General features: G+C 41.0%; 23 protein-coding genes. 5 read left to right on the forward strand and 18 right to left on the reverse strand.

The window, feature by feature from the left end; translation table 11 throughout:
* Nucleotides 1–120: 120 nt before the first annotated feature.
* Nucleotides 121–909 (forward strand): SDR family NAD(P)-dependent oxidoreductase, encoded by a 789-nt coding sequence (locus tag ACE1CA_RS12780; protein ID WP_413279864.1) that lies wholly within the window; start codon nucleotides 121–123, stop codon nucleotides 907–909.
* Nucleotides 910–917: 8 nt separating this feature from the next.
* Here the strand turns inward: ACE1CA_RS12780 and ACE1CA_RS12785 are convergent, their stop codons facing one another.
* Nucleotides 918–1,406 (reverse strand): SRPBCC family protein, encoded by a 489-nt coding sequence (locus ACE1CA_RS12785; RefSeq protein ID WP_413279863.1) that lies wholly within the window; start codon nucleotides 1,404–1,406, stop codon nucleotides 918–920.
* A 290-nt stretch (nucleotides 1,407–1,696) separates the two neighbouring features.
* Between ACE1CA_RS12785 and hemF the strand changes: the two genes are divergently transcribed.
* Nucleotides 1,697–2,725 (forward strand): oxygen-dependent coproporphyrinogen oxidase, encoded by a 1,029-nt coding sequence (hemF, locus tag ACE1CA_RS12790; protein WP_413279862.1) that lies wholly within the window; start codon nucleotides 1,697–1,699, stop codon nucleotides 2,723–2,725.
* Between the two features lie 248 nt (nucleotides 2,726–2,973).
* The gene (locus ACE1CA_RS12795; protein ID WP_413279861.1) at nucleotides 2,974–3,342 is read left to right on the forward strand and encodes an STAS domain-containing protein; all 369 of its coding nucleotides are present in this window, start codon (nucleotides 2,974–2,976) and stop codon (nucleotides 3,340–3,342) included.
* A gap of 84 nt (nucleotides 3,343–3,426) precedes the next feature.
* Here the strand turns inward: ACE1CA_RS12795 and ACE1CA_RS12800 are convergent, their stop codons facing one another.
* Complete coding sequence (locus ACE1CA_RS12800; RefSeq protein ID WP_413279860.1) at nucleotides 3,427–4,041, reverse strand: chromophore lyase CpcT/CpeT; 615 nt, start codon at nucleotides 4,039–4,041, stop codon at nucleotides 3,427–3,429.
* Between the two features lie 118 nt (nucleotides 4,042–4,159).
* Here ACE1CA_RS12800 and psb29 point away from each other — a divergent pair, with 118 nt between their 5' ends.
* Nucleotides 4,160–4,882 (forward strand): photosystem II biogenesis protein Psp29, encoded by a 723-nt coding sequence (gene psb29 / locus ACE1CA_RS12805; RefSeq protein WP_413279859.1) that lies wholly within the window; start codon nucleotides 4,160–4,162, stop codon nucleotides 4,880–4,882.
* A gap of 355 nt (nucleotides 4,883–5,237) precedes the next feature.
* Here the strand turns inward: psb29 and cpcG4 are convergent, their stop codons facing one another.
* The 16 genes from cpcG4 to ACE1CA_RS12885 all read right to left on the reverse strand — a co-directional run bounded on the left by cpcG4 (nucleotide 5,238) and on the right by ACE1CA_RS12885 (nucleotide 22,695).
* A complete protein-coding gene (gene cpcG4, locus ACE1CA_RS12810) occupies nucleotides 5,238–5,990 on the reverse strand; it encodes a phycobilisome rod-core linker protein CpcG4 (protein WP_413279858.1) in 753 nt (250 codons plus the stop codon).
* Nucleotides 5,991–6,034: 44 nt separating this feature from the next.
* Nucleotides 6,035–6,781: a phycobilisome rod-core linker protein CpcG2 gene (gene cpcG2 / locus ACE1CA_RS12815; protein ID WP_413279857.1), complete on the reverse strand. Its 747-nt coding sequence runs from the start codon at nucleotides 6,779–6,781 to the stop codon at nucleotides 6,035–6,037.
* Between the two features lie 88 nt (nucleotides 6,782–6,869).
* A complete protein-coding gene (gene cpcG1, locus ACE1CA_RS12820) occupies nucleotides 6,870–7,709 on the reverse strand; it encodes a phycobilisome rod-core linker protein CpcG1 (RefSeq protein WP_413279856.1) in 840 nt (279 codons plus the stop codon).
* 114 nt (nucleotides 7,710–7,823) lie between these two features.
* Nucleotides 7,824–8,432, reverse strand: a complete 609-nt coding sequence (gene cpcF / locus ACE1CA_RS12825; protein WP_459563675.1) for a C-phycocyanin alpha-cysteine-84 phycocyanobilin lyase subunit CpcF — start codon at nucleotides 8,430–8,432, stop codon at nucleotides 7,824–7,826.
* A gap of 122 nt (nucleotides 8,433–8,554) precedes the next feature.
* A complete protein-coding gene (gene cpcE / locus ACE1CA_RS12830; RefSeq protein ID WP_413279854.1) occupies nucleotides 8,555–9,385 on the reverse strand; it encodes a C-phycocyanin alpha-cysteine-84 phycocyanobilin lyase subunit CpcE in 831 nt (276 codons plus the stop codon).
* A 9-nt stretch (nucleotides 9,386–9,394) separates the two neighbouring features.
* On the reverse strand, nucleotides 9,395–9,679 hold the full coding sequence (gene cpcD / locus ACE1CA_RS12835) for a rod-capping linker protein CpcD (RefSeq protein ID WP_413279853.1): 285 nt from the start codon (nucleotides 9,677–9,679) through the stop codon (nucleotides 9,395–9,397).
* 102 nt (nucleotides 9,680–9,781) lie between these two features.
* Nucleotides 9,782–10,645: a phycobilisome rod-core linker polypeptide gene (locus ACE1CA_RS12840; RefSeq protein ID WP_413279852.1), complete on the reverse strand. Its 864-nt coding sequence runs from the start codon at nucleotides 10,643–10,645 to the stop codon at nucleotides 9,782–9,784.
* Between the two features lie 145 nt (nucleotides 10,646–10,790).
* The gene (gene cpcA / locus ACE1CA_RS12845) at nucleotides 10,791–11,279 is read right to left on the reverse strand and encodes a C-phycocyanin subunit alpha (protein ID WP_413279851.1); all 489 of its coding nucleotides are present in this window, start codon (nucleotides 11,277–11,279) and stop codon (nucleotides 10,791–10,793) included.
* Between the two features lie 73 nt (nucleotides 11,280–11,352).
* Nucleotides 11,353–11,871 (reverse strand): C-phycocyanin subunit beta, encoded by a 519-nt coding sequence (cpcB, locus tag ACE1CA_RS12850; RefSeq protein ID WP_413279850.1) that lies wholly within the window; start codon nucleotides 11,869–11,871, stop codon nucleotides 11,353–11,355.
* Between the two features lie 704 nt (nucleotides 11,872–12,575).
* A complete protein-coding gene (locus tag ACE1CA_RS12855; protein WP_413279915.1) occupies nucleotides 12,576–13,538 on the reverse strand; it encodes an RluA family pseudouridine synthase in 963 nt (320 codons plus the stop codon).
* Between the two features lie 142 nt (nucleotides 13,539–13,680).
* A complete protein-coding gene (locus ACE1CA_RS12860) occupies nucleotides 13,681–15,036 on the reverse strand; it encodes a hypothetical protein (protein ID WP_413279849.1) in 1,356 nt (451 codons plus the stop codon).
* Nucleotides 15,037–15,258: 222 nt separating this feature from the next.
* Nucleotides 15,259–15,744, reverse strand: a complete 486-nt coding sequence (locus tag ACE1CA_RS12865; protein ID WP_413279848.1) for a DUF2721 domain-containing protein — start codon at nucleotides 15,742–15,744, stop codon at nucleotides 15,259–15,261.
* 7 nt (nucleotides 15,745–15,751) lie between these two features.
* Complete coding sequence (gene cobA, locus ACE1CA_RS12870) at nucleotides 15,752–16,552, reverse strand: uroporphyrinogen-III C-methyltransferase (protein WP_413279847.1); 801 nt, start codon at nucleotides 16,550–16,552, stop codon at nucleotides 15,752–15,754.
* Nucleotides 16,549–17,337, reverse strand: a complete 789-nt coding sequence (locus tag ACE1CA_RS12875; protein WP_413279846.1) for a sirohydrochlorin chelatase — start codon at nucleotides 17,335–17,337, stop codon at nucleotides 16,549–16,551. Before ACE1CA_RS12875 ends, cobA begins: the two co-directional genes overlap by 4 nt.
* 271 nt (nucleotides 17,338–17,608) lie before the next feature.
* Nucleotides 17,609–18,298 (reverse strand): manganese catalase family protein, encoded by a 690-nt coding sequence (locus ACE1CA_RS12880; protein ID WP_413279845.1) that lies wholly within the window; start codon nucleotides 18,296–18,298, stop codon nucleotides 17,609–17,611.
* A gap of 179 nt (nucleotides 18,299–18,477) precedes the next feature.
* Nucleotides 18,478–22,695, reverse strand: a complete 4,218-nt coding sequence (locus ACE1CA_RS12885) for a PAS domain S-box protein (protein ID WP_486517803.1) — start codon at nucleotides 22,693–22,695, stop codon at nucleotides 18,478–18,480.
* 300 nt (nucleotides 22,696–22,995) lie between these two features.
* On the opposite strand from ACE1CA_RS12885, the gene ACE1CA_RS12890 reads away from it, so the two are divergent.
* Entirely contained in the window at nucleotides 22,996–25,050 is a 2,055-nt protein-coding gene (locus ACE1CA_RS12890) for a potassium channel family protein (protein WP_459563673.1), read from the forward strand.
* Nucleotides 25,051–25,094 lie beyond the last annotated feature (44 nt).

Below are 25,094 nucleotides of genomic sequence, written 5' to 3' on the forward strand. Positions count from 1 at the left end.
TGAGTCTAAACTGTCACGCATCTAAATTATTTATTGAGACAGTAGAGAGTCCCCCGGAACTCTCGGAGCAGGGGAGCAATTTTTCAGTTTCCAATAAACTAATCTCAATGGGGAATAAAAATGGATCTACAACTGCAAAATCAAACTGTTCTTGTGACTGCTTCTGCGGGTGGCATAGGTTTAGAAATTGCTCGCACCTTAGTCCGTGAAGGAGCTAACGTAATTATTAATGGGAGAACATCAAACAGTGTCAACAGTGCAATTGAAAAAATTTCTTCTGAGTATCCCCAAGCAAAACTCCTGCCCTTGGTAGCAGATAACGGTGTTGCCCAAGGCTGCCTTCATACGATCGCAGAATATCCAGATGTTGATATCCTTGTCAATAATTTAGGTATTTATGAAGCAGTAGATTTCTTTGAGATCGCTGATGAACAATGGTTACAAATATTTGAAGTAAACATTCTCAGTGGTGTGCGCTTGAGTCGGCATTATTTGCCAAAAATGTTAGCTCGTAACTATGGGCGAATAGTCTTTATTTCCAGCGAATCTGCCATTAATCCTGCTATGGAAATGGTTCATTATAGCGCAACTAAAACTATGCAGCTTTCCATTTCTCGCAGTCTTGCCGAACTAACAAAAGGAACAAATGTAACAGTTAATTCGGTTCTTCCAGGTTCAACAAAAACCTCTGGAGTTGTGGAACTGATTCGAGATGTTTTTCCCGATGTTGATTATGAAATAGCCGAAAAACGCTTTATGAGCGAAAATCGTCCCACTTCCTTAATTGAGCGTTTGATTCGGACTTCAGAAATCGCTGATTTGGTGGCATTTGTTTCTAGTCCCTTAGCTTCTGCCATTAATGGTGCCAGTCTGAGAGTTGATGGCGGTTTGATTCGGAGTGTATTTTGAATCTCGCCTTATCTCAATAACGGCTTTTCCTCCGCTGCATCAGCTAATTTTGCTGCAACTCTTGCTGCGTTCGATCGAATTAAAGACCAAATTAATGGCGACAACCAGCCCTGTAAGGTGATCGAATAAGATATCTGAGTGCCACAAACCGTAGATTCAACTTTGTATGTTACTCGTTCCTCCAGCCCTGGTAGAGTGATGATGCGGACGCTCAATAATTCTCCGGGTCTGACTTGTTCGACAAAAATCTGAATGGGAATCGGTAAGATCGATCGCGTAATCGCCTGGTAAATTAAACCAGGTTTAGCCACCAATCCTTTAGGAACATTCGTACTCGCTAACAAAGGATGCCAAGAAACATCAGCTAAATCCGTCATTTTCTGCCAAAGAACATCCACCGACGCAGAACTCAACGCTTTATACGTCCTGGCAAGAGAAACTCGGTATTTCTTTCGGACTCGTTTACGGACAGATTTGGAGAAAAAATTGGGAATCATGGCAATCCTCCCCTAGCCAGCCTCCAAGACAGCCTAGATTGTATGCTAATTGTGTATTGGATAACATCCCCCCATCATAAATTTTTGAGGGGACAAGGGGACAAGGGGACGATTAGAGAATTGATTCTGTTTCCTACTCTTGGCTTCAAATGAGAATTTTTATCTTCTGCTCTCAATTAAAGTTAACCTTGTATTTTATCCGTAAAGACCCGATTCGAGTTAATCTAAAAACGCTCTAATCTTTCTCTATGGGCTATTCGTTTGCATAACATTGGGATTTAAGTGTTTATATGACGGCTTTTTCAACTTCCGAAGCAACCTCCTCTCATTCTGTACCTCCAGCTGATTCCAAAGCTAGAGTTAGTCAGTTTATGCGTCAAATTCAAGATGAAATTTGTCAAGGTTTGGCAGCATTAGACGGTGTAGGCAAATTCCAAGAAGATTCCTGGGAACGTCCAGAAGGCGGTGGAGGTCGTTCTCGCGTCATGCGCGAAGGTGCAGTTTTTGAGCAAGGCGGGGTTAACTTTTCGGAAGTTTGGGGCGAACATTTACCGCCCTCAATTTTGGCACAGCGCCCGGAAGCAGCTGGGCATGGTTTTTATGCGACTGGAACTTCAATGGTATTGCATCCCCGCAATCCCTATATCCCGACGGTACATTTGAATTATCGTTATTTTGAAGCTGGGCCAGTTTGGTGGTTTGGTGGTGGTGCTGATTTAACACCTTACTATCCTTTTGCTGAGGATGCGGCTCATTTCCACAAGACTTTTAAACAAGCTTGTGATGCTCACCATCCAGAGTACTATCCGACGTTTAAATATTGGTGTGATGAGTATTTTTACTTGAAACACCGTCAAGAAACAAGGGGTGTGGGTGGCATCTTTTTTGATTACCAAGATGCTCAAGGGGAATTGTATCGGGCAAATAATACTAATGGGCCAGCAGCACTTCACAGTGCGAAAGTTGGTTCGTTGACTCGCACTTGGGAAGAGTTGTTTGCTTTTATCCAAGAGTGCGGTCAGACATTTTTACCAGCTTATGTTCCGATTGTGGAGCGTCGCCGTAATATGGAGTATGGCGATCGCCAACGTAACTTCCAACTCTATCGTCGGGGACGCTACGTAGAGTTTAATCTGGTTTACGATCGCGGCACCATTTTTGGTCTGCAAACCAACGGACGCACCGAGTCTATCTTGATGTCTTTACCACCTCTGGTACGCTGGGAATATGCCTATCAGCCAGAACCTAACAGCCCAGAAGCTGAATTATATGAAATCTTCTTGAAACCTCAAGATTGGGCTAACTGGAAGGCTTCCTAAAGCAGAGGTCTGAGTTAAACTACTGAGATGAACAACCCAAAATTCAAGAGGTTATTCATTTTTGCCTCAGCCTGGGAAGAATAGTAATAGAAACAAAAAATGCTATTTCCTAAAACCACAAAAATGTACAACTGTCGATCTTCTAAATTCCATAATTGGCACCCACTTACCTGGGATTGCTTGACGGTTTATAAGATTGAGGCTGTGTGCAAAAACTCCAAACTCTTACAATTTCAAGGGGAGGGTCAGTGATTCAGATCGATCAAAAAACCCATACGACCCAAGACGGCACTACTGTCATCGTCTTGACACCAGCAGGTCGATTGGACATTACAACTGCATGGCAATTTCGCTTGAAGTTGCAAGAATGTATTTCTAAACTTAGCCGTCATGTGGTCGTGAATTTGGGTTCAGTCAATTTTATCGATAGTTCTGGCCTCACATCTTTGGTGGCTGGAATGCGAGATGCAGATAAAGTTAAGGGGAGCTTCCGTATTTGTAACGTGCATCCAGAAGCTAGATTGGTTTTTGAAGTGACGATGATGGACTCGGTATTTGAAATTTTTGAAACCGAGGAAGAAGCTTTAGAGGGTGTACCCCGCACCATTGCTAGTTAGTAGGCAGAGGGGCAAAGGGGCAGAGGCGGGGAGATAGGGAGAGAATTTTTCCCCATCCCCCCATCTCCCCATCTCCTCTGCACCCTAAAGGGCTATTTCAGCAGAAAAATCCTGGCGTTTGGTGAAGCGAAAAGGGCCAAGCAATGCTCCCCAAATCGCTTTTCCTGTCTGGGGGTCAATACCTTTGTCATAACTGAGAAATGCTTCCGGGGTTGCCTCAAATCCTAGAGAAACTTGGTAGGTTTCATTACGGTAAGTGAAGCAGCAACGGGCATCTGGTGGTAAAGATGCTTGAAAGTGATAACCTTGGGTGGCTAAAGAATTTTGCGTAACGTTAAGGGTACAACCGGGCAAGAATTCTATTAGGTCTGGTGTTAAGGTTTCTAGTTTTTTTCGATCGCGTCCCGCACCCTGTATCGTTCCAGGGTCTTTTAGCATATAGTACTGCACTTGAATCGAGGCGTTAAGCTCTGTTCGTTCCCGCAAGCGAATGATTCGCGGTCGATAAGCTTGCTCTAAATTAACAATATTGGCTTGTTCGGCAAATAAGGTGATGCTATCTTCAGTAAACAAAGGTACAGGTCGTTGCCAAAGTCGCAGGTGAACGTACCAAGCTGGATCGGCGATCGCTTGTACCTGATTGTCAAACTCACCCGCCATGTAACTAGCTAAAGCAATTAATCGATCGGAAAATCTCATCTATAGACCAAGGAAAGGTCACAGTCTTAGATTTTAACGCATCTGTCTTCGCAAAATCCGCTTGGCAAAGTTACCCTTAAAGGAGACAATAAATTTAATTCCTCCTTAATTGTTTTCCGTGAACAACGTCCGCACTGTCTCAGATACTAAGCGAACTTTCTACTCCCTCCACACTCGTCCGATTAACACGATTTATCGACGAGTGGTAGAAGAGTTAATGGTGGAAATGCACTTGCTTTCGGTCAATAATGACTTTAAATATGACCCTATTTATGCTTTGGGAGTAGTGACAACCTTCGATCGCTTTATGCAAGGTTATCGCCCAGAAGCGGACAAAGAACCCATATTTGCTGCACTTTGTCAAGCGGTAGGAAGTGATCCCCAAACTTATAAGCAGGATGCTGAACGAGTAAAGGCGTTTGTGGCCCAGCGTTCAGTAAAAGAGGTGATTGATAGCTTAACTCAAGAGTCTTTTGCTAATACAGGGGATTTACAAGGAACTCTGCAAGCGATCGCTAACAACCCAAAATTCAAATACAGTCGCTTATTTGCTATTGGTTTGTTTAGCTCAGTTGAACAAGCAGATCCCGAATTAGCAAAAGATCCCAAGCAACTGACTGAAGCACTCAAAAAAATTAGCTCTGGGTTGCATTTACCAGAAGACAAAATCCAAAAAGATCTGGAACTTTACCGCAGCAATTTAGATAAAATGGCTCAGGCATTAGTAATTATGGAAGATGCCGTCAAAGCCGAACGGAAAAAACGCGAACAACGTGCTACTGATAAAGGTGTAGTAGTTGCGCCTCCTAATGGACAGCAAAGTTCTACTGATGGTAAGTAAGGTTCTCCCGTACTGGTCTGGGATAACAGGCAGGATGCCTGTCCTACTTCGCTAATTAATTAGGTTTACTTATCACCATGAGTACGGGAGAGCCGTAAGTAAGCAATCTCAGTACACACCCTAATGTAGGGGCGATTCATGAATCGCCCCTACATTAGGATTTTCCCAGTCCCGTAAGACAGGCATCCTGCCTGTCATCCCAATCCCCGTTTCATGCAACAACTGGGTCTAAACCGCTGAGATGATAACAACTAATCCAATATTAGTTAGCCATCCCCCAAAGGTCAGACCCAGTTAAAGGTTTTTGGATTTTAGATCTGAGATTTAACCCACAAAATGCGGATAAAAATCTTGATTAGCGTCTTGGTACTTTGTTCAGGTAATCGATGTTGGAAGCACGAATGTTTTGAGCGTAATTGCCCTTGGCATTAATTGTTGCTGCCATATTGCTGTAGTTGCGAGGATCGCCTTCTGGCAAACTGCGTTGTTGGTACTTAGCAGTGTAGTATTTTTCCAAGGTAAAGCGCCAGTCGGTGGTAACTGTACCTGCTTTTTCTTGGAAGTCTTCGCCGTAGCGAGGAGTTACCAAGTTGAAAGGACGACCTTCCATCCGCTTGCGTTGGTAAGGTACGGTGAAATCACCAAAAGCGTTGGTGTATTCATCGCTGTCCAATAAAGCATCAACAAAGCCATTAAAACCTTTGGTGGCAATTACAATTGACCAAGCGATTTCTTCGTCTTTGTTGTAAGGTGCGCGACCTAAAAAGCGTTTGAGACAGATTTCTACTAACCGATAGTTGTTGTTAACGGAAACCACTAAACGGTAGAATGCTTCAGATTTTGCCAATTCCCGAATCAAGTCACGTACTGTAATTGAACGGTTGGCGAAACGAGTTTCTACGGTAATTTGGCGGTTGAATTTGAGGATTTCGTGTTCGCTGAAAACTTGGCGATAAGCAGCCCAAATTAATTCTCTGATTTCAGCAGGAGAAGCGGCATCTTCTAGACGATAGATGTAAGGTGTATCTTCGTTGAGGTCTGCAACTCCAAAACTTTTAACACGCTGGTTTTGGGATGATGGTTTGTATGCGAGCAACGGCAGAGCCATGCGATAATCTCCTATTTAGTAAGATTGGCTGTGAATGGGATTGCCTATTTACGTGCAGGGAAACTTGCCACTGGGTTAATCGATACGCGAGTATCTGGCTTATTATCCCTGGTTGTGTTGGGAATTTGGATGTTAGCAGTGGCGACGTTGGTATTTTGGGTAACTGGTGTGATTGCGAGCGATCGCGCCATATCCAAAAAGTTGTTGATATCGCCCCATTTGTAACGTGCTGCCTCTTCTTTATCTCGCCAGTAGTCAGCGTAGCGAGGTGTTACTAAGTTAAAGGGACGGTCTTTATAGCGACGACGTTGATAAGGTACTGTGAAATCACCAAAGCTGGTTTGATACTCTTCGCTATCAATAAGTGCGTCCACAAATCCGCCAATGCCTTTGGTGGCAATGGTAATTGACCAGGCAATTTCTTCATCCTTATTGTAGGAATCGCGTCCCAGGAGGCGTTTGAGACAGACTTCTACAACCCGATAGTTGGAGTTTGTTTCCACTACTAAGGTGTAAAATGCCTCAGTTTTTGCTAAACCACGCACAAAATCCCGGACAGTAATCGATCGATTTTTTAATTGGGATTCTAAAGCGGGTTGACGGAATCTTTTGAGGATTTCATGTTCGCTGAAGATTTGTCGATAAGCTGCCCAAATTAATTCTTGGATGTCAGTTTCATCAACACAATCTTCCAGACGATAGATATAAGGAGTATCTTCGTTAGGTACTTCATAACCCGCTACTCGCTGATTTTGCGAGGAGGGTTTGTAAGTGAGCAAAGGTATTGCCATGCGCCTTTTTTTGTGTTTGGTTGGTGTGCTATTGGACAGTTTTAGATTTGCATGAAATCTAAAATTTAAATCCTAAAATCTAACATTACTAGACTTTAGGATCGGCAGGAATATAGCTATAAGGAAGGGAAACTTCCGTGCGACTCACTGATGGTTTTACGGTGGTACCTTGGCGAGTCAAGTCGGAAAGTTGGACTTTGCTGGTTGTGTTAATTGCCCGATCGCGATCGCGTTGAAAGTCGATTTGTGGTCTAATTATACCCTGTGCCATTTCCAAAAATATGCTAGGAATAGCAGAGCGCACCGAGCGTTTTTCTGGCGTTCCTTGACCGTAAAATTTTACTTCGTAGTAGGAACTACCCGATCTGACAATTTCCTGAGTCCGCCAATAGTCGCTGTAACGAGGATTAACTAAGTTAAAAGGTCTTTCGTTAAAGCGACGACGTTGATAGGGTACGATGTCATCACCGAAGTTCTGCACATATTCTTCGCTATCAACAATCGCATCAATAAAGCCATGTAATCCCTTGGTAGCAATCACAATTGACCAAGCGATTTGCTCATCTTTATTGTAAGTTGCCCGTCCTAAGAAGCGTTTAAAACAGATATCAACTAACCGATAATTCGAGTTAGTATCAGCTACCAATTCTCGGTAAACTTCTGATTTTCCTAATCCGCGAATCAACTCTTTCACAGAAATCAGTCGATTCCGCAGGAGAGATTCTAAGGATGGTTGACGATGACTTTCTAAAATCAGATGTTCGCTGAAGATTTGCCGATAACCTGCCCAAATTATGGCATCAATGTCTGCATCAGAAATAGCATTTGCCAGACGATAAATTGGGGAATCATCTTCGTCAGGAACTTCGTAACCGGGTACCCGCTGATTTTGCGTGGTAGGAGTAATTTCTAGAAGTGGTATTGACATTTTAACTAGTTCTCTTTTGCTAGTTGATTAGTCACTAGTCATTAGTCATTGGTAATTGGTTATTACTGATTGAAAAGCTAACAAATAACAAAAGACAAATGACGAATGACAAAATTATGAATTGATTGCTAATTGCACTCTAGCACGAACAGCTAAGTCGGTTTCTGTTTGGCTCATTTGCTGAAAATGTGCCAAAATTTGGTCGAGAAAATGGGTTTGATTAGCCATTGTTTGCAATCCGACAACTGCTGCATAACGAATCGACCAATCTGGGTCTTGACAGATTTCCACTAATGTTTGAAAAGCTGTTTCTTGGGCGATTCGGATTTGACTAGGTTCGAGTTGATGCCAGTGCAAATTTCCCAATCCTTTGCTGGCGGCACGACGGACGCTGGGGGCGAAGTCGCTTTTGGCAGCGTTGAGTAGAACTTCTAGGGCGCGGGGGTCAGCGATCGCAGCTAAAGCGCGAATCGCGTAAGCTCTAGCACCATAGTTATACCCATCAAGCAGTTCCAATAATCGAGGTACTGCTGTTGCTCCCATTTGAATCAGTCCGGTGACGGCTGCGAGTGCTGCTCCGGGGTTGTTATAACCTAAAACAGCGATGAGTTTGGGAATTCCTGCTTCGGAACGGACATCTGCTAGAGTGCGGACTGCGGCGATCAGGGATTCTGATGAATCTGCCTGTTCTATAGCTTGAATGAGTTGCTGATGATCTGTCATTAACTTACTAGTCATAGGTCATTAGTTATTAAGTCATTTAGATGAGTGTAAAGTAATTCCCTAAAATCACTTTTCCCAGATGACAAAGGACAAATGACGGATGACAAAGGACAAATAACAGACTATAACAGCGAATCCATCAAAGTCATAACTCTGATGGCTGCGTCATTGAGCGCTTGGGGTGTTTCTGGGTTAAGTTGGTGTTCGAGAATGCCTTTGAGGGCAATTAATTTGAAGCTGTTTTCGGTGGCGGAAGAGGCGATCGCTTCTGCTGCGGGAAGATAACCAATAGCACCTAAGTCCGAGAGTGCGACTCGACGCAGTTGAATATCATTTCCTGACAAAGCTTGTACCAAACGTTCCCCATAAATCGCTTCTTGGGTTAATTGATACATTGCTCTGGTAGCAGAATATTGAACTCGTGGGACTGGGTGTTCGAGGAAGGGTTGAATCAAAGGGATAGCAGTTTTAGCTCCCAACGTACCCAATGCTTCCATGACTGCTTCGTAAGGCTGTGCGAGGTGGGGTCGTCCCGGTACTAGTACGGCAGCAGCCAAACCACCAGATAGCAGCTGCTCCAGCACTGGTATACAACTTGGATCGCCCAAATCACCCAGCGACTGTGCAGCTGCTTCGCGCACGTAGAAATCAGAACAATCCAAACATTTAATTAAGCCTGGTACTGCTCTAACATCTCCCAGTTTTCCTAATGCTCTTGCAGCATTGCGTCTTAGGGGATAACCACCTAACTCTGTGCGATCGGCTTCATCTTCTAAAGCTGAAATCAGAGCTTCGATTGCCGCTGGTTCTCTCACCTGAAATTTACCCAACCACCACGCTGCATAGTAACGCAGACTAGTGTCTTCGTGGTTCAGGTTGGCGATCGCTTGCTCAACTGTAAGCGAGGGAGATTCTCCCGCTTCGCCTGTTCTTTCAGGATCGGATTCCTGCATAGCTGAAAATCAACTTTCCCCTGTTCCTTCTCCAGTTTTAGCGGGTTCCTTGGCAGCTGCTTCAGCACCCATTGGATGAATGCCGACGATTTTGCCACCTAAGCGAGTGATGCGCCGCATTTCTTCATTCATACGGCTATAGGGTACGGTGACAAACACACTACCGCTACGACGAATAGAGTAGTTGTTTTTGTCAGTTTCGTCGTTTTGACGTAACCCAATGACTTCGTAACGAAACACGCGGCTACCAGAGGGTGTATTAGCAGCGCTACCGATAGCGGTTTGACCGAGCATTTGTTAATACCTCCAATTCCGTTAAGTTTTGAGTTTTGAGTTTTGAGTTTTGAGTTTTTGAATTAATCACTAAAACTCTTAACCTTTTACTCATAACTATTATCAAGCTTGGGTAACGCTAATGATTTTGCCGCCAACCCGATGAACTTGTTGCATTTTGTTGGACAAGTTTTCGTAGGGTACCAAGTAGGCGACGTTGCTACGCCGGACTCCTGGGTATCCTGGTTGGCGAATCCCTGCGACTTCGATGCGATAAACGCGACCGCTTTCGCCATAAGATCCACCCAAACAGTTACGGGGTGCAGTGTCGCTGGAAGCGCTGTAGTATGACCAACTGCGATCGCTAGTGGATGGTTGGACAATGGTTGTGGGTAAGTTCATTGCCAAATCACGAGCGAGGCGAGAGTTCTTCCCTTGAGCTTGGGCGCGATCGCTGTTTGCATAACCCCGGTACAACTTAAACATCCGGTTAAAACCGACTTGTTTTTGACCTGTTTGGGTTTCAAACCCGCGATAGAAGGGGACGATATTATCGCCAAAGTTGGCAATATATTCGGGAGAATCGATGTATGAATCGATTTCTGCTTCGTAACCTTCGTTATTCCACAAATCGAGGTGGAAAACTACTTCCGATTCGTCATAAGGGGCACGTCCCAACAGATGTTTATAGTTGAGTTCGATGACCCGGGTTTGAAAGTTGTTGTAGAAAAATTTGGTTTTGTATAGCTCTGATTTTGCCAGGATGCGAACAAACTCTCTAACGGAGATGTTGCCATCTGCGAGCAAAGATTCCGCACTAATCAGCCGTTCAGAAGCCATTAAATAGTCATTACCAAGTACCTGACGGTAGATGGCTCGAATTACGTTTTGAACATCTTCTTTGCTGGAATTGGGACGCAGTTCGACTTTAGCGCTGTCGCTAAATGCTGAGGTTCCCAACCGAGATGCTGCTGCTGTTATCGCCACAATAATATTCTCCCAACACAACAAACAGAGCACTTGACTTAGATACAACAATGCCCGGAGAAGTACGCACCTGCTAGTTTCGCAGCCAGCAACTGCATACCTTTCCGGGCTATGCGTTCGCGTAGCGTGCCGTTAGGCGTATCAATTAGCTTAAAGCGTTGATCGCGTAGTCGATGTAGGTATTAGCTTCGTTAGCAGCTTGACCAGACAGACCATGATTAGCTTTGATATACTTCAGAGCTTCAACGTACCAGCTGGGGGACAACTCAAATTTGCTGTTGATTTCAGCCAAACCAGCAATCAAGTATTCGTCCATTGGGCCTGTACCACCAGCAACCAAGCAGTAGGTTACCATGCGGAGGTAGTAGCCGATGTCACGAGCGCACTTGCCTTTGCCTCTGGCATCGGAAGCGTAGTTGGGGCCTTGCATTTGAGTGGTGTAGGGGAATTTTTGGTACACCGCATTAGCTGCACCATCGATCAGTTGTTGTGCTTTGTTGGTCAGAGTGCGAGCAGCTTCCATGCTGGCAGTTGCACGTTCAAAACGACCGTTAACAGCTTGTAATTCGGTGTTGCTCAGGAAACGGCCTTGGGTATCAGCAGCGGCGATCGCTTCGGTAATAGGGGTCTTCATGTGTTTGGTATCTCCAAATGCAGATGTTTTCTATTGAAAGTTCTGAAAAAATAATAGTGTTTCCACTTGTTGCTTATGCAACAGCAGCAGCAGCGCGATCGAAGTAGCTTGCTACTTCAGACATTAAAGCGCTGCAATCACCTTTGGTGATACCGTTGGGATCGTTAGCGATCGCAATAGCGGCTTCTTTCATTTTTTGTACGCCAACTGCTACGGAACTACCAGGAGTACCGAGAGCTTGGTAGGTTTCGCGTAGACCGTTCAAGCAGCGATCATCTAATACGCTGGCATCACCTGCGAGAGTTGCGTATGTAACATAGCGTAAGATGATTTCCATGTCGCGCAAGCAAGCAGCCATGCGACGGTTGGTGTAGGCGTTTCCGCCAGGAGCGATCAGCTGAGGTTGCTCTTCAAATAAAGCGCGAGCAGCGTTGGCAACAATGGTGGAAGCATTGCTGGTAATGCGGTTTACTGTATCCAAGCGCTTGCTGCCTTCTTTAACTACGGCGCTTAAAGCATCTAATTCTGCGGTACTCAGGAATTCGCCTTTCTTATCAGCCTGAGAAACAACCTTGGCGAATGCGTCTAACATTACTCAATCTCCTACTTGTATTGTTGTTGAGTGCAGTCTGTTGGTAAATCTTAGGAATCACTGGTTAAGCTCACTTTTTCAAGTTGACTTAGACCAGTCGGGTCAAGTCGCAAGCTACAAAACACTGTTTTGACTTACTCACTTATGACTCGTTGTTTGATGATGTGTTCTTCATCTTTGTACAAGCATAAGGCATAAATCTGAGAAAGTTTCATATTTTTATGAGAAACAAGAAAACTTTCTTAACGAGTGTTTTGTGTAACTTTTGCTTGTCTTCTAGTCCCTACAGGTTATTTTTATACACTGCCTATTGTGATTTATTTATTACGAATTATTAAATACCTTAGCTAAGTATAGAGAAACGCTGCAATTCCTTCATTGATTGGGTTATCCCGCCTTATTTTACCCATCTTTTTTACATTGCTTAACAAAAGGTGGTGTTTTTCTGTGCTGTGGTTAATTTTTATATTTTCTTAAGATTTGCTTATAAGTTTTACCATATAAGGATCATAGAGTTGACTTATTTAAAAAACCTGCGTTTAATTTATGTATTTATGTGAAGAAAAGTTTACATAGATATGTAAAATCAAGGCAAAATTTTTGTCCAGTTGCCAGGGGGTAACTAAGTTTTGGGGCTGGGTGAGGGAGAAGGAGAAAAAATTTCGCCTAAATCATCCCTCTTTGGATAGATAGAAGCGACTAATTTAAAATTCAAATGGCCTGGGCGGTAGACCGCAACGCCGCCGCAAAATTTCCAAAAGGGTGACAAAGGAATGGGGGGGTGGGGCAGTCACTTGAATTAACTCTCCTGTGACCGGATGTTGAAGGGAGAGTCGCCAAGCGTGTAAAGCTTGTCCGGGTAGATTAACACCCACATCCCGCCCAGAACTGTAAACAGGATCACCAACAATGGGATGACCGATGTAGGCGCAGTGAACGCGAATTTGGTGGGTGCGACCTGTTTCTAGCTGGAAGTGCATTAATGTGTAATTTCCCAGGCGTTCCTTGACCTGCCAGTGAGTGACTGAGGGACGACCGCCTTTTGCTTCTGGGACAACTGCCATTTTTTTGCGATCGACGGGATGGCGACCGATCGCTTGGTCAACGGTGCCGCTTTCGGTTTTGGTAGCACCATAAACCATGCCTAAATATTCTCGACGGGCAGTTTTTGTTTTAAGTTGTGCTTGCAGGTGTTGGTAAGCTTGATCAGTTTTGGCGATCGCGATCGCGCCAGTGGTATCTTTGTCCAAGCGGTGAACTATTCCCGGACGCTGGACACCGCCTATTTCCGCTAAGGGACAATGAGCTAACAAAGCGTTAACGAGAGTTCCATCTTCATGTCCAGCGGCGGGGTGAACGACTAAACCAGCGGGTTTGTTAATGATGAGTAAATGGTCATCTTCGTAAAGAATATCTAGGGGAATTGTTTCTGGTTTTAATTGAGAAGTGGTAGCTTCGGGGATAGTAATTTGGATGCGATCGCCTGTTTTGAGGGTGTGATTTTTGCTTGTACAAACTTCGCCATTAATTTGAACTTTTGCCTGTTGAATTAGTTTTTGAATGCGCGATCGAGAAAGGTCTGGTACTTGATTAGCTAACCAAGCATCTAGGCGATCGGTTTGAGTTTCTTTGAGAAGATCGCTAGTTTCTAAAACTTTTAGTTCGATGTGAGAGTGAGAAATAGCTTTTCTTTGAATTCGCCTTTTTTATTGTAGAGAAAGGGGACTGAGATAGTTTTGAGTTTTGAGTTTTGAGTTGGAGAGTTTTCAGTTTTAAATTCTCCCCTGCACCCCTGCACCCCTGATCGTCCTACTCTCCTGTTTCCCTAGAAGGATGACGGTAAGAACGCCACCATTGACGGGTAATGTAGCCGGAAGTTAGACCGATCGCTAAATATAAGATTAAGAAAGTAAAGTAGGTTAACGAGATATTGTTAGGAGTTTGACTTAAGTTTGAGGTAGTAATTTTGTTTAGTATTAGAGGTGCGGAAGCAATAGCTATAAAGCTAGAGGTGCCGATCGTAGTACCGAGAAAAATTACTGTATCTTGAAACTTGGTATTTTGATTAGCTATTTGGCGGTCTTGTTCAGCTTTAAATAGTTCGATAAAAGTACAAATGCTATGAATGTATTTCTCTCTTAATGCTAACTGTGGTAGTAACAGTGTATAATATTTTTCTGTTTCCAAAATATAATTAGTAGCAGTAAATTCTCCAAATTCATCGAAAAATTTGAGTTTTGTAATTCCGTTTTCTTCAGTAGCCTTATGCTTAATAATTGCTAACCGCTTTTGGTAATTTTCTAAGTTTTGCTGCAAATTTTGCAATTGCACTTTTAAATCTTCCAGTGCCATTATATATTTAGCTAAAATTTGCAAGTTTTTGCGAAGTTCGTAATTGAAGTAATCGAATTTTTGTTCTAGACCGCTGATGTTTGGGAAGTTAACAACGGCTTCATCTATTTGGTTATTTTCGGGAAAAATTCCCTCCTGAATCAGCATCTTTTTAATGTTTATACTAATGCGATAGTTTTTACATATTTTATGGCGATAATAGAACAGCAACATTAATTCATAGTGAAAAGTTCCAATCCTTTCTACGGTTTTTTGGTGAGGACAAATACAAATCAGTATGCTTTCATGTTCTAGTGCATTTGTCCAATTTTCTGGTGATTCCCAAATCTCAAAAACTGTACTTCCTAAAAAGTGGCTTCCGGGTCGGAGTTGTGGTTCTGAGGCATTTTTTCTAAATGATTGGTATGCTTGTTTAGCGGCTTTTTCTTTGTCTAAATCTGTAGCAGAGTTTAAATACCCTAAAATCAGCCATGTTTTGCCTATAGTGCCGTTAGCTTCTAGTTTTTTCTGAAACTCATAAAAGCAATCATAATTTTGAGGATTTTCTTTATCTTTAGTAGCACAATAGACTAATAAGCTTTCTGTATCTCCCAAAGTATAGCGGCGATAAAAACCTGTTACGCCGTTTAGGTCTTCTACCGTAAAAGGATAGTTTCTTTCTATGTCGTAATCTGCTTCTTGGTCAAGATTAAGTCGATCGCGCAATCTTTCCCAGGATGTTTGCTGGGGTGTTGCTTTGATGTCTTCCTGTACTTCTCTCAGGCTGTAGACAAATAGGAATAGATGTGGGTAATAGATTGACAAGGGCTGCACAGAAATATCGTCCAATCATATAATAATATAACCTTTTTTTGATTGCGCCAACACCCTGAAGAGAAAAGAATTTTTTTGGAAATTCTTGGGCTATGGCTGATAGTTGCACCACTAAATTTTCTCTATTTAAACAGATTAACATAAATTCTTGAGTTAAGTTTCAAGATTTTTGCTCCTTTAGGATTGTCAAGTTTAAGTTTTGCAACTAAGTGCGTTTTTTTGCTAACCTTCATCTTTAACTTCTACTAAGATTACTTTGGAAGAAATTAAAATATCTAAACCCATACAGGTAACACCGCATAAAACTAAAAACATTCCGCTGAGAAACAAATAAATGGGTATGCCTTGAATCAGGCGATGAGAAATCGGGAAATTGATGGCGATCGCAAATGAGGTTAACACAAAACAGAATACCGCTAAAATATGACACAATATGGCGTTTCGCACATACCAAGTGGCACGTAATAAAGCGTTTAGCTGGGTGTTGATGTGAGATAAGCGATTGCGATCGAACTCTGCCAATTTCCCTTGTTCCATCAGTTGACGATTGTGATGTCTTTTTTCATCATTGAGTAATCTAATTCTGGTTAAAAGTGCCACATATCGGGAACTTAATCCTAAAAAAAATAGGGCACTGGAGGAGATCATAACTGCTGGAGCCAAGATAGTTTGAATTACTTGGGTTGAGGTAATTCCACTAACAGCCATTGTTTAATTATATAGATGGGCGAACTACTGACAGTATACTATGTAAATTTACGACGGAACCAATTATAGCGATCGCTGGAGCGCTAAATTGAGTTTTTTCCACTTGTGCAACAATTGTTTCTAAGGTACCAATTAGTTCTTCTTGGTCTGGTCTTGTACCCCAACGAATTAAAGCGACGGGTGTATTTGATGCTAATCCAGCTGTTAGTAATTTTGGCACAATTTGGGCTAAATTATGCACTCCCATGTAAATTACAATTGTTTCTGAACCTTGAGCGATCGCAGACCAATTGATTTCAGGACGGTATTTTCCTACGCTTTCATGACCAGTTACAAAGGTAACTGAAGAACTATAATTGCGATGAGTCAGTGGAATTCCGGCATAAGCTGGTGCGGCAATTCCTGATGTTATCCCAGGAATTACTTCTACTGAAACTCCAGCATTAATTAAATCTTCCATTTCTTCGCCGCCACGACCAAACACAAAAGGATCGCCACCTTTGAGGCGCACAACTATGGCGTGAGTTTGGGCTTTTTCGATTAATAATTTAGTTGTTTGTTCTTGTAATAATGAATGTCTCCCCATTCTTTTTCCGGCATCAATTTTTTCAGCTTGCGGGTTGATTATTGCCAAAATTGGGGGACTCACCAGTGCATCATAAATTACCACATCAGCACATTCTAAAAGTGCTTTTCCTTTCAGTGTCATTAAACCAGGGTCTCCCGGTCCTGCACCTACTAAATATACTTTACCCAAATATCTTTTCCTCTGTTTCTCTTCGGTAATTTCCAATATGTTTTGATTCATTCTTTTGTTAAATCCCAGATTAATTCAGCTAATTCAGAATTTGCCCCCAAGGGTTTTGCCAAATGAAATTTTACGGCAGGATACTCTTGTTTAATTTGTTTGACTGATTGGGCGATCGCATCAGTAATTCCCCCAGAAAATAGGAAATAAGGCAAAATGCCAATGCGTCTTTTTCCTTTAATCAGTAAACTTTTTGCCTGAGATTCCCAGCTAGGTTCTAAAGACCAATAAGCTGGTAATGCTCCTAATTTTTTTGCTAATGCTTCTACTGGATAATTAGCACCTTGACGGCGACTTCCATGAGATAACAAAATCCACGCATCAGCATTAAAACCCTGTAAATTAGAAGTTAATAACTGACTAATTTGAGGATTAAATCCCAAGTAAGGTCGCACTTCAATTGTTAAGTCTGAACCAAAATTCTCCCTTGCTTTTGTTACTTCTGCGGGGATATCTTCCATAACATGAACTCCCGGTAGCAGAAATAATGGTAATATTTGAATACGCTTGAAACCAGCTGCTAAAGCATATTTGCCAAACTGTTGAATTTGTTCGTGCAGTGGCAAAGGTGCTAATTCTAAACAAGCTGTACCCACCAATGGTTCTCTAACTGTTACTACATTAACTGACGAGTTTGTTAATATTTCAGTATTAGTAAGTTCTTGAGTTTTGGCGAGCATTTCCACTCGTAGTTTTTGGCAAAGCAATTGAGCTAATTGCTCTACCCCAGCTTGGGGACGAGGGTCACGACTTCCGTGAGTGACGAGTAAGTAAGCAGATAGCAAGGGCAAAATCCTAAATGGAAGCGTTGGCTCAGATATCTTTTTTTATAAATATCTTGGAGTTTCTGGTTTTTCTGTATAAACTGTTTCTAATTTAAGTTTTCTGCATTTTGGTCTAGGTTTGGCGATCGAATATTCTTTGCATTATACATATTTTTTGCCTAAAAAAACCGGAATTGAGAACTTGCCTGAAAAGGGAGAAGCATAGCAATAAATTCTTGCCAAACTTCTCCCTTTTCATTGTTAAAGATTTCCTATCTTTAATTATCTGGGGTTAGGATTGCTTTTCTGACAATGGGTTAGCAATGTATCGGAAGTTAGGCTCAGAATTCCAAGGCCCACGCTCATCCTTACCATTTTGAGATAAGTTGTAGTAAATATCGACAGTTGGATCGGGTTCAATATTACCAAAGAAAGGAACAGTTAGCTTACCTAAAGATTGCAAAGCCTCCATAAACATTTTAGTGTGAGAAATTTCGCGAGTTAGCAAGTGTACCAAAGTTTGTTTTGTACCTTGGTCGGGTGCTAATTTAATCAATTCTTCGTAGGTTTGACGAGCACCAGCTTCTGCGGCAATGTCTGCTCGTAAGTCGCGCACAACATCGCCACCTTCGTTAATATAAGCCGCAGTCCAAGATACTCCTTGGCTATCTAAAAAGTGGGGACCCACACCGCGTAGCGCAAACAAAGTGCTTTTATAAGCTTCTGTTTGATCGGTGTTTTTTGTGTGTGCTTCAATTAGTTTGCCGACCATTTCTAGGTGACTAAATTCTTCAATGGCGATATCTTGTAACATATCGCGAATTCCCGGATTTTCACAATGAAAAGATTGAACCCAATATTGTAAAGCGGCGGTTAATTCTCCGGTTGCTCCACCAAATTGCTCTAAAAGTAGTTGAGCAAAACGAGGATTAGGTTCGTTGATATTAACTGGTTGAATAGTTTCTTTTTTGTGAAAAAACATGAGCTTATTCCTCTGTTTGAAGTGGCTAAAAAAGGCAGTTATTCGTCTAAAATTGCTGTCTTTCTCAGCTTATAAGAGTGTTCAATCAGTATCCTGCATCTAAAGTGGTAATTACTAATAAAAAGCCTCTATCGTGAGTTATACACTGGCAAGAAACGACTGAAGTCATTATAGCAGGCTTAGTTAATTTGATGAATGGGGATTTGAATGATAAAGGTTGCTCCTCGATCGATTTGAGATTCGCATTTGAGGGTTCCTTGATGTTTTTCTACTACGATTTGGTAGCTAATAGATAATCCTAAACCTGTGCCTTTGCCAACGGCTTTAGTAGTAAAAAATGGGTCAAACAGGTGAGATTTCACTTGTTCGTTCATACCTGGGCCATTGTCGCTAATGGAGACGATCGCATAATTTTTATTGTCAGAAAGTTTGGTGTTAATCTTGATGGTGGGTAAGAGTAGTTTCTCTTTTTCCCAATGTTTCATTTCTAAGGCATCAACAGCATTGTTAATGATGTTCATAAAGACTTGATTTAGCTGTCCGGCGTAACATTGTACTAAAGGTAATTCCCCATATTCTTTAATAATTTCTATTCCGGGGCGATCGCTTTTCGATTTGATCCGATTTTGCAGAATTAATAATGTATTATCGATTCCTTCATGAATGTCTACATCTTTCATTTCTGCTTCATCTAAACGAGAGAAATTGCGTAAACTTAAGACAATTTGCCGGATACGTTCGGCTCCCATTTTCATTGAACCTAACAATTTAGGTAAGTCACTCATGAGGAAATCTAAATCAATTTCTTCAATTTCTTCAGCAATTTCTTCGGGCGGTTTAGTGTAATGTTTTTGGTAAAGTTCAACTAGGTTAAGCAATTCGGAAGTGTACTGTTCGGCGTGGGTTAAGTTACCGTAAATAAAGTTAACAGGGTTATTAATTTCGTGGGCGACACCTGCTACTAACTGCCCTAAAGATGACATTTTTTCGGTTTGAATTAGTTGGGCTTGAGTTTGTTGTAATTGACGCAAAGTTAACTCTAATTCTTGCGCTTTTTGTTGTGCTTCTTTGGCGGAATTTTGCGCTTGGGTGTAGAGTTCTGCTTGGGAAAGAGCGATCGCTAATTGATCGCTAACTGCTTGCAACAATTCTACTTCATCTTCGCTCCAAGATCTCGCATCTTTATATTGAGCGCAACTAAGTAATCCCATTTCTCCAGAAGGCATTTTAATTGGTAATGCTAATAATGCAGTAAAACCCCAGTCTCGATGTAGTTCTCGACATTCTGAATTAGTAGCATTTCGCATATCTGAAACGCAAATTATCTGCCGATTTAACAATTGATTAATTAAGGAATTAGCTTGAATTGGACGCTTACCAATTTGACTAGGTATAGTCGATATTTGTGCTTCTGCTACCACATTCCAAGCAGGTGGATTTGTTTGATGACAATACCAAGCAAAGTTACATTGTTCAACTTGTAATAAACTTTGAATTTCTTGCACGATTGTTTTCAAAACTGTATTAACATCCAAAGATCTACGAATGTCGCTCGCTAAACGGTTTAGTAACGCTTCTCTTTGAGCTAATTTTTTGTATCTAGCTTCCGATCGCAAAAGTTCTTCTGCTTGCCGTTTTCTTTCTGTAGCATCAACTGCTAAACCAATTAACCCGATTCCTTTACCATCAGCATCTTTAATTATCGCTTTAGTAATTTCTAAATGATGCAATTTTCCATCAACAAATGGTAAAATTTCTTCGGTTTGATATGGGGTTTCTTGCGCCCAAGTAGCTACGTCTGAAGCCATACAATTGGCAGATTCTTTCAATCCTAAAATTTCTGAATAGTGGTTAGCTGCCAAAAATCTTGACTCTGGAACACCGACATTTTCGCAGAAAGTTTTATTAATAAACTGCATTTTTCCTTGCGGATCGGTCATCCAAATCCAAATCGGTGTATTATCCAAAATTGCTCTTAATGTTCGCTCTTGTTTGGCTAACAATTCTTCGGATTTTTTGCGATCTCTAATATCCCGCATAATTGTAGAAAAATATTCCACTTCCCCATCTTCAGACTTATGACTCATTATGACTTGAGAAACAGGAATTAAGCTACCATTACGATGCAGTAATATAGTTTCGCCACTCCACACACCTTTTTCAATGGCAATTGGTAATGCTTCATTAAATATAAATTGTGCTACTGATTCTGGGTGATAATTCGGGATGTCAGTGTTAGTAATTTCTTCATTTTCTCCTATTCCTACCATTTGCCGACCCGCTTTATTTATATAAAGATTTTGCCCTTTAGCAGTAGCAATACCAACAAAATCAGGTGTAGCTTCTAAGATGGCAGTTAACCTGGCTTGTGATTGTTCAGCTTGTTTGCGCTGGGTAATATCTCGGACTACTGCAATCACTTGATCCTCTAATAAAGGTAAATATCGGCATTCATAAAAACCTTCGCCGTCAGGCATTGGTAAGGAATATTCGCAAGCAGCTAAAGATTTAGTTTGCGCTACTTCATCTATAACTTTTTGGAATTTATTTGCTAAAGCTGGGGGAAAAACTTCTAGCATTGTTTTGCCGATAAATTCTGATGGAGGCATATACAATTTTTCTGGTTGTCCAGTCATGCAATCTAATATGGTTCCATCGACATTGAGGCGGAAATACATATCAGGTAAAGCTTCAAAAATTGCTTTTAATTCGGCGGTAGCTTGATGCAATCTTTCTTCGGATTGCTTACGTTCAGTGATATCAGAAGCTACTCCATCAACCCGCATTAATTTGCCATTTTCGTCATGAATTAAACAGGCGCGATCGAGAATCCACCGCACTTCGCCATCAGGTCGAATAATCCGATATTCAATTTCTTTATTGCCTGTCTCTAAAAGTTGTTGATGATGGCTAAAAACAAATTCGCGGTCTTCTGGATGAACTGTTTCTATCCACAATTTAGAGTTTTTATAAAATTCTTGGCAAGACCTGCCATAAAGTTTTTCTGTGGCTGGATTCAGATATAAAATCTGAAATGTAGTGGCGGAAATTGACCAAACTGCATCTTTTAAAGAAGTGAAAATACTGTTGAGACGAGACTCACTTTCTCGTAAAGCTGCTTCGGCTTGCTTGCGTTCGGTAATATCTGTGGATAAACCATCTATGCGAATAACTGTACCTGTTTCATCGTAAATTAACCAAGCACGAGCGTGTATCCAACGCACTGCGCCATTTGGTTGCATAATGCGGTATTCAACTTCGCTTTTTCCTTCTGCTAAAACTTGCAGGTTACTGTTAATAGCAATTTCTCGATCGTCGGGATGAATTACTTCTAACCATAAGTTAGGATTGTCAAAGAATTCTTGAGATGAACGTTTATATACTTTTTCGGCAGCGGGATTAATATACAATGTTTGTAAAGTTTGCGGAGAGACTGACCAAACTACATCATGCAGGGAATTCAAAATACTATTAAGTCGAGATTCACTATTATATAAAGTTTCTTCTGCTTGTTGACGCTGTTTGATTTCAGTTTCTAATTGCGAAACTAATTGATTTAATTGAGCAGTGCGTTCTTGAACGCGAATTTCTAAAGTTTCGTTGGCTTGTTTGAGTGCGGCTGCCATTTTTTGGCGTTCGCGTAGCACAGCTTGCTGTTCGCTAATATTACGGGCGATCGTCGAAATCAATTCTGGAGAACCATCTGCTGATGGGTGTGCTAATATTACCTGAGAAACAGGAATTTCTTCACCATTACGATTTAAAAAAGCAATTTCTCCACTCCAAACACCTTCGCGCAGTGCAGTAGGAATTCCTATTTCCATAACTATTTTGTTAGCCCATTCTGGATGAACTTCCGCTAAATTTCCATTAGTAATATCCTCATCCATATCTACTCCTAACATTTGACGTGCTGCTTGGTTGAGGTAAACTCCCTGTTTTTGGCGAATGTTGTAAGTACCAACAAAATCAGTTGTAGTTTCTAAAATTTGCGCCAAACAGGTGAGAGATGTTTCAGTTTGCTTCCGTTTAGTAATGTCATGAGCAACAGCATATAATAATTCCTCTTCTGGAGAGGGATTGGTATTCCAAGATAACCACTTGTAAGAACCATCTTTACAGAGATAACGATTCTCAAAACTAATGGTTTCTGCGCCTGTGGTTAATTTCGCCGCTTCTGCGAGTGTCGCTGCTCGATCTTCTGGATGTACAAATTCGATAAAAGGTTTTGCCATCAGTTCTGCTTGAGTAAAACCTAGCGTTCTCTCCCAAGCCGGATTTACGCTCTTAAAATAGCCGTCAAAACCTGCTATACAGAGCAAATCTACCGAAATTTCAAAGAATCGGTCTAATTTAGCTCTGGTTGATTCATTCGCATTAATCATTTGAGAGTCCATTACCCAGCCTCTTTTTTCTAGGCAGATTTATCAATCATTTTTACTTCATCTTATTGTTCCCTGATTGATTCCAGGAATTAACAATTTTGCATTCGTGAAACTTGCTCGGTTTGCCGATCGCGAAGATTGATGATTTACTATTGTCAGTAAAAATTTTGTTTATGGTTGGCAATTTTTACTCGTAGGAGGCTCTCGTTTGTATGCTAAGAAACATTTTTCAAAAATCTGCTGAAATAAAGAGCCTATTCATACAATAGGTTGTTAAAATTAGTTAAATACTTGAGATAAGCATTTGTAAAAGTGACAGCCTTGACTAACTTATCAACAACATCGAGTGTTTTTTTAGTTTGTGGATTAGGTAGTTTAGGGCAGCATTGTGTAGTTGCTCTAAAAAATTTCGGTGTGAATGTTATTGCTATTGACGAAGAAGAGAAAAAGAATTGGGAAATCTCAAATTTACCAAGTTTATTAAGTAAATTGATTATTGGTGATTGTCGTCAACCAGAGGTTTTGCAATTAGCGAAAATTGAGCAATGTCGAGGAGTAATTTTAGTTACTCACGATGAACGAGTTAATATTGAAACTGCGTTAATAGTTAGAGAAATTAACCCGAAAGCTCGTTTGGTGGTGCGATCGACGAAAGAAAATCTCAACCAAATGTTGACTGAGTATTTGGGAAATTTTGTTTCTTTTGCACCAACGCAGTTACCTGCATCTGCGTTTGCGATCGCTGCTCTTGGTACAGAAGCTTTAGGTTTCTTTAATTTGGAAGGACAATGGTTAAAAGTAGTACAACAAAAAATTAAACCTAGTAGCAATAATGATGCTAAGTTTCGTTGGTGTTACCAGCATTATTTATATGAGTTAAATAGTCGCAAACGTTTAATTCTAAGTTATATTCCTCATGCTGCTCGATCGAGCAAAACCTTTCAATCTTTTTATGAATGGGAACCTGATACTAAAGTTGAATTAGAAGATACTTTAATTTATATAGAAACTACTACTCCAACGATTGATTTTTATCAAAAAACTCAAGATATTAAACAAAAACAAAAACGCTTTTGGCAATTATTGCGCTATTTTAGTTTGTTGACAATCAAACAAAAACTTATTGATTTTTGGTATTCTTTGGATGCGAATAAACTAAAAAAAATAGCTTTTTTTTGTGGGATTACGATACTTTTTTTGTTATTTTTAGTAACAATTTTATACAAAATGACCTATTCTAATATTAGCATAGCTGACTCTTTGATGATTGCAGCAATTTTGCTTTTAGGAGGTTTTGGAGACTTATTTGGTGGCTTTGATTTCAACGTATCTGTGCCTTTTTGGTTACGCATAGTTAGTTTATTGACGACATTAACAGGAACCGCCTTTGTTGGCATACTTTATGGATTTTTAACAGAGCGAATATTAGCATCTAGATTTGAGTTATTGAAGCGTCGTCCGCCTATTCCCAAACAAAATCATATAGTAGTAATGGGAATGGGAAGAATGGGACAAAAAACGGCTGCTTTATTAGCAGAATTTAAACAACCTACGGTGGGAGTTAGTTTTAATTCGGATAGCGATCTAACAATTTTACCTAATTTGCCATTGATTTTTAGCGAGCCGAAAGAGGCGATCGCTAAAGCCAATTTAGCCACAGCAAAAAGTGTCATAGTAACCACAGATGATGAGATATTAAACTTAGAAATTGGCTTAATGGCACGGGCTGTAAATCCCGATATTAATTTAGTAATTCGAGCGTTAGAGCAAAGATTAACTGACAGTTTATCACATTTATTGCCAAATGCGAGCGTACTTTGTGCCAGTGCGTTAATTGCGGAAGCTTTTGCTGGAGCAGCTTTTGGCGAAAATATTATCAGCTTATTTCGGATGAATAATCAAACTATTTTAGTTACAGAATATAACATAGAAGCTAACGACACATTAAATGGTTTACTATTAGCTGAAATAGCTTATGGTTATGGAGTAGTGCCAATTTGGTATCAACAAATCAATAAATCACCAGTTTTAATGCCATTGGATGATACAATTTTAGCAGTGGGCGATCGCTTAATAGTTTTAGCGACAATTGATGGGTTGCAACGCATTGAAAAAGGTAGATTAAACTTGCAATTAAAAAATTGGCAAATTAGGGTAGAGAAGGTATTTAATAATCAGGGAATATTTGAGGGTGCAAATGCGATCGCCAGGATTTCTCGCTGCGAACTCAGCACCGCTAGAGATTTAATGAATCATTTACCGCAAACTTTAAAACTTCCTTTATATAAACATCAAGCTTTACGATTAGTCAGGGAATTAAAAAAATATCAAGTATTAGCTCAAGTAATCCCAATTAATCGTCCATAAACCTGAGAAAATGACTGAGATCAAGTACCCATAATCCCATAGCA

This window comes from Floridaenema evergladense BLCC-F167 (assembly GCF_041929205.2).
In the GTDB taxonomy this organism is placed as follows: Bacteria; Cyanobacteriota; Cyanobacteriia; order Cyanobacteriales; family Aerosakkonemataceae; genus Floridanema; species Floridanema evergladense.

Excerpts from the sequence above, each read along its gene's own strand:
- ACE1CA_RS12780 (WP_413279864.1), top strand. The coding sequence starts at position 121 with ATGGATCTACAACTGCAAAATCAAACTGTTCTTGTGACTGCTTCTGCG.
- ACE1CA_RS12785 (WP_413279863.1), bottom strand. The coding sequence starts at position 1,406 with ATGATTCCCAATTTTTTCTCCAAATCTGTCCGTAAACGAGTCCGAAAG.
- hemF (WP_413279862.1), top strand. The coding sequence starts at position 1,697 with ATGACGGCTTTTTCAACTTCCGAAGCAACCTCCTCTCATTCTGTACCT.
- ACE1CA_RS12800 (WP_413279860.1), bottom strand. The coding sequence starts at position 4,041 with ATGAGATTTTCCGATCGATTAATTGCTTTAGCTAGTTACATGGCGGGT.
- cpcG4 (WP_413279858.1), bottom strand. The coding sequence starts at position 5,990 with ATGGCTCTGCCGTTGCTCGCATACAAACCATCATCCCAAAACCAGCGT.
- cpcG2 (WP_413279857.1), bottom strand. The coding sequence starts at position 6,781 with ATGGCAATACCTTTGCTCACTTACAAACCCTCCTCGCAAAATCAGCGA.
- cpcG1 (WP_413279856.1), bottom strand. The coding sequence starts at position 7,709 with ATGTCAATACCACTTCTAGAAATTACTCCTACCACGCAAAATCAGCGG.
- cpcF (WP_459563675.1), bottom strand. The coding sequence starts at position 8,432 with ATGACAGATCATCAGCAACTCATTCAAGCTATAGAACAGGCAGATTCA.
- cpcE (WP_413279854.1), bottom strand. The coding sequence starts at position 9,385 with ATGCAGGAATCCGATCCTGAAAGAACAGGCGAAGCGGGAGAATCTCCC.
- cpcD (WP_413279853.1), bottom strand. The coding sequence starts at position 9,679 with ATGCTCGGTCAAACCGCTATCGGTAGCGCTGCTAATACACCCTCTGGT.
- cpcA (WP_413279851.1), bottom strand. The coding sequence starts at position 11,279 with ATGAAGACCCCTATTACCGAAGCGATCGCCGCTGCTGATACCCAAGGC.
- cpcB (WP_413279850.1), bottom strand. The coding sequence starts at position 11,871 with ATGTTAGACGCATTCGCCAAGGTTGTTTCTCAGGCTGATAAGAAAGGC.
- ACE1CA_RS12865 (WP_413279848.1), bottom strand. The coding sequence starts at position 15,744 with ATGGCTGTTAGTGGAATTACCTCAACCCAAGTAATTCAAACTATCTTG.
- cobA (WP_413279847.1), bottom strand. The coding sequence starts at position 16,552 with ATGAATCAAAACATATTGGAAATTACCGAAGAGAAACAGAGGAAAAGA.
- ACE1CA_RS12880 (WP_413279845.1), bottom strand. The coding sequence starts at position 18,298 with ATGTTTTTTCACAAAAAAGAAACTATTCAACCAGTTAATATCAACGAA.
- ACE1CA_RS12885 (WP_486517803.1), bottom strand. The coding sequence starts at position 22,695 with ATGGACTCTCAAATGATTAATGCGAATGAATCAACCAGAGCTAAATTA.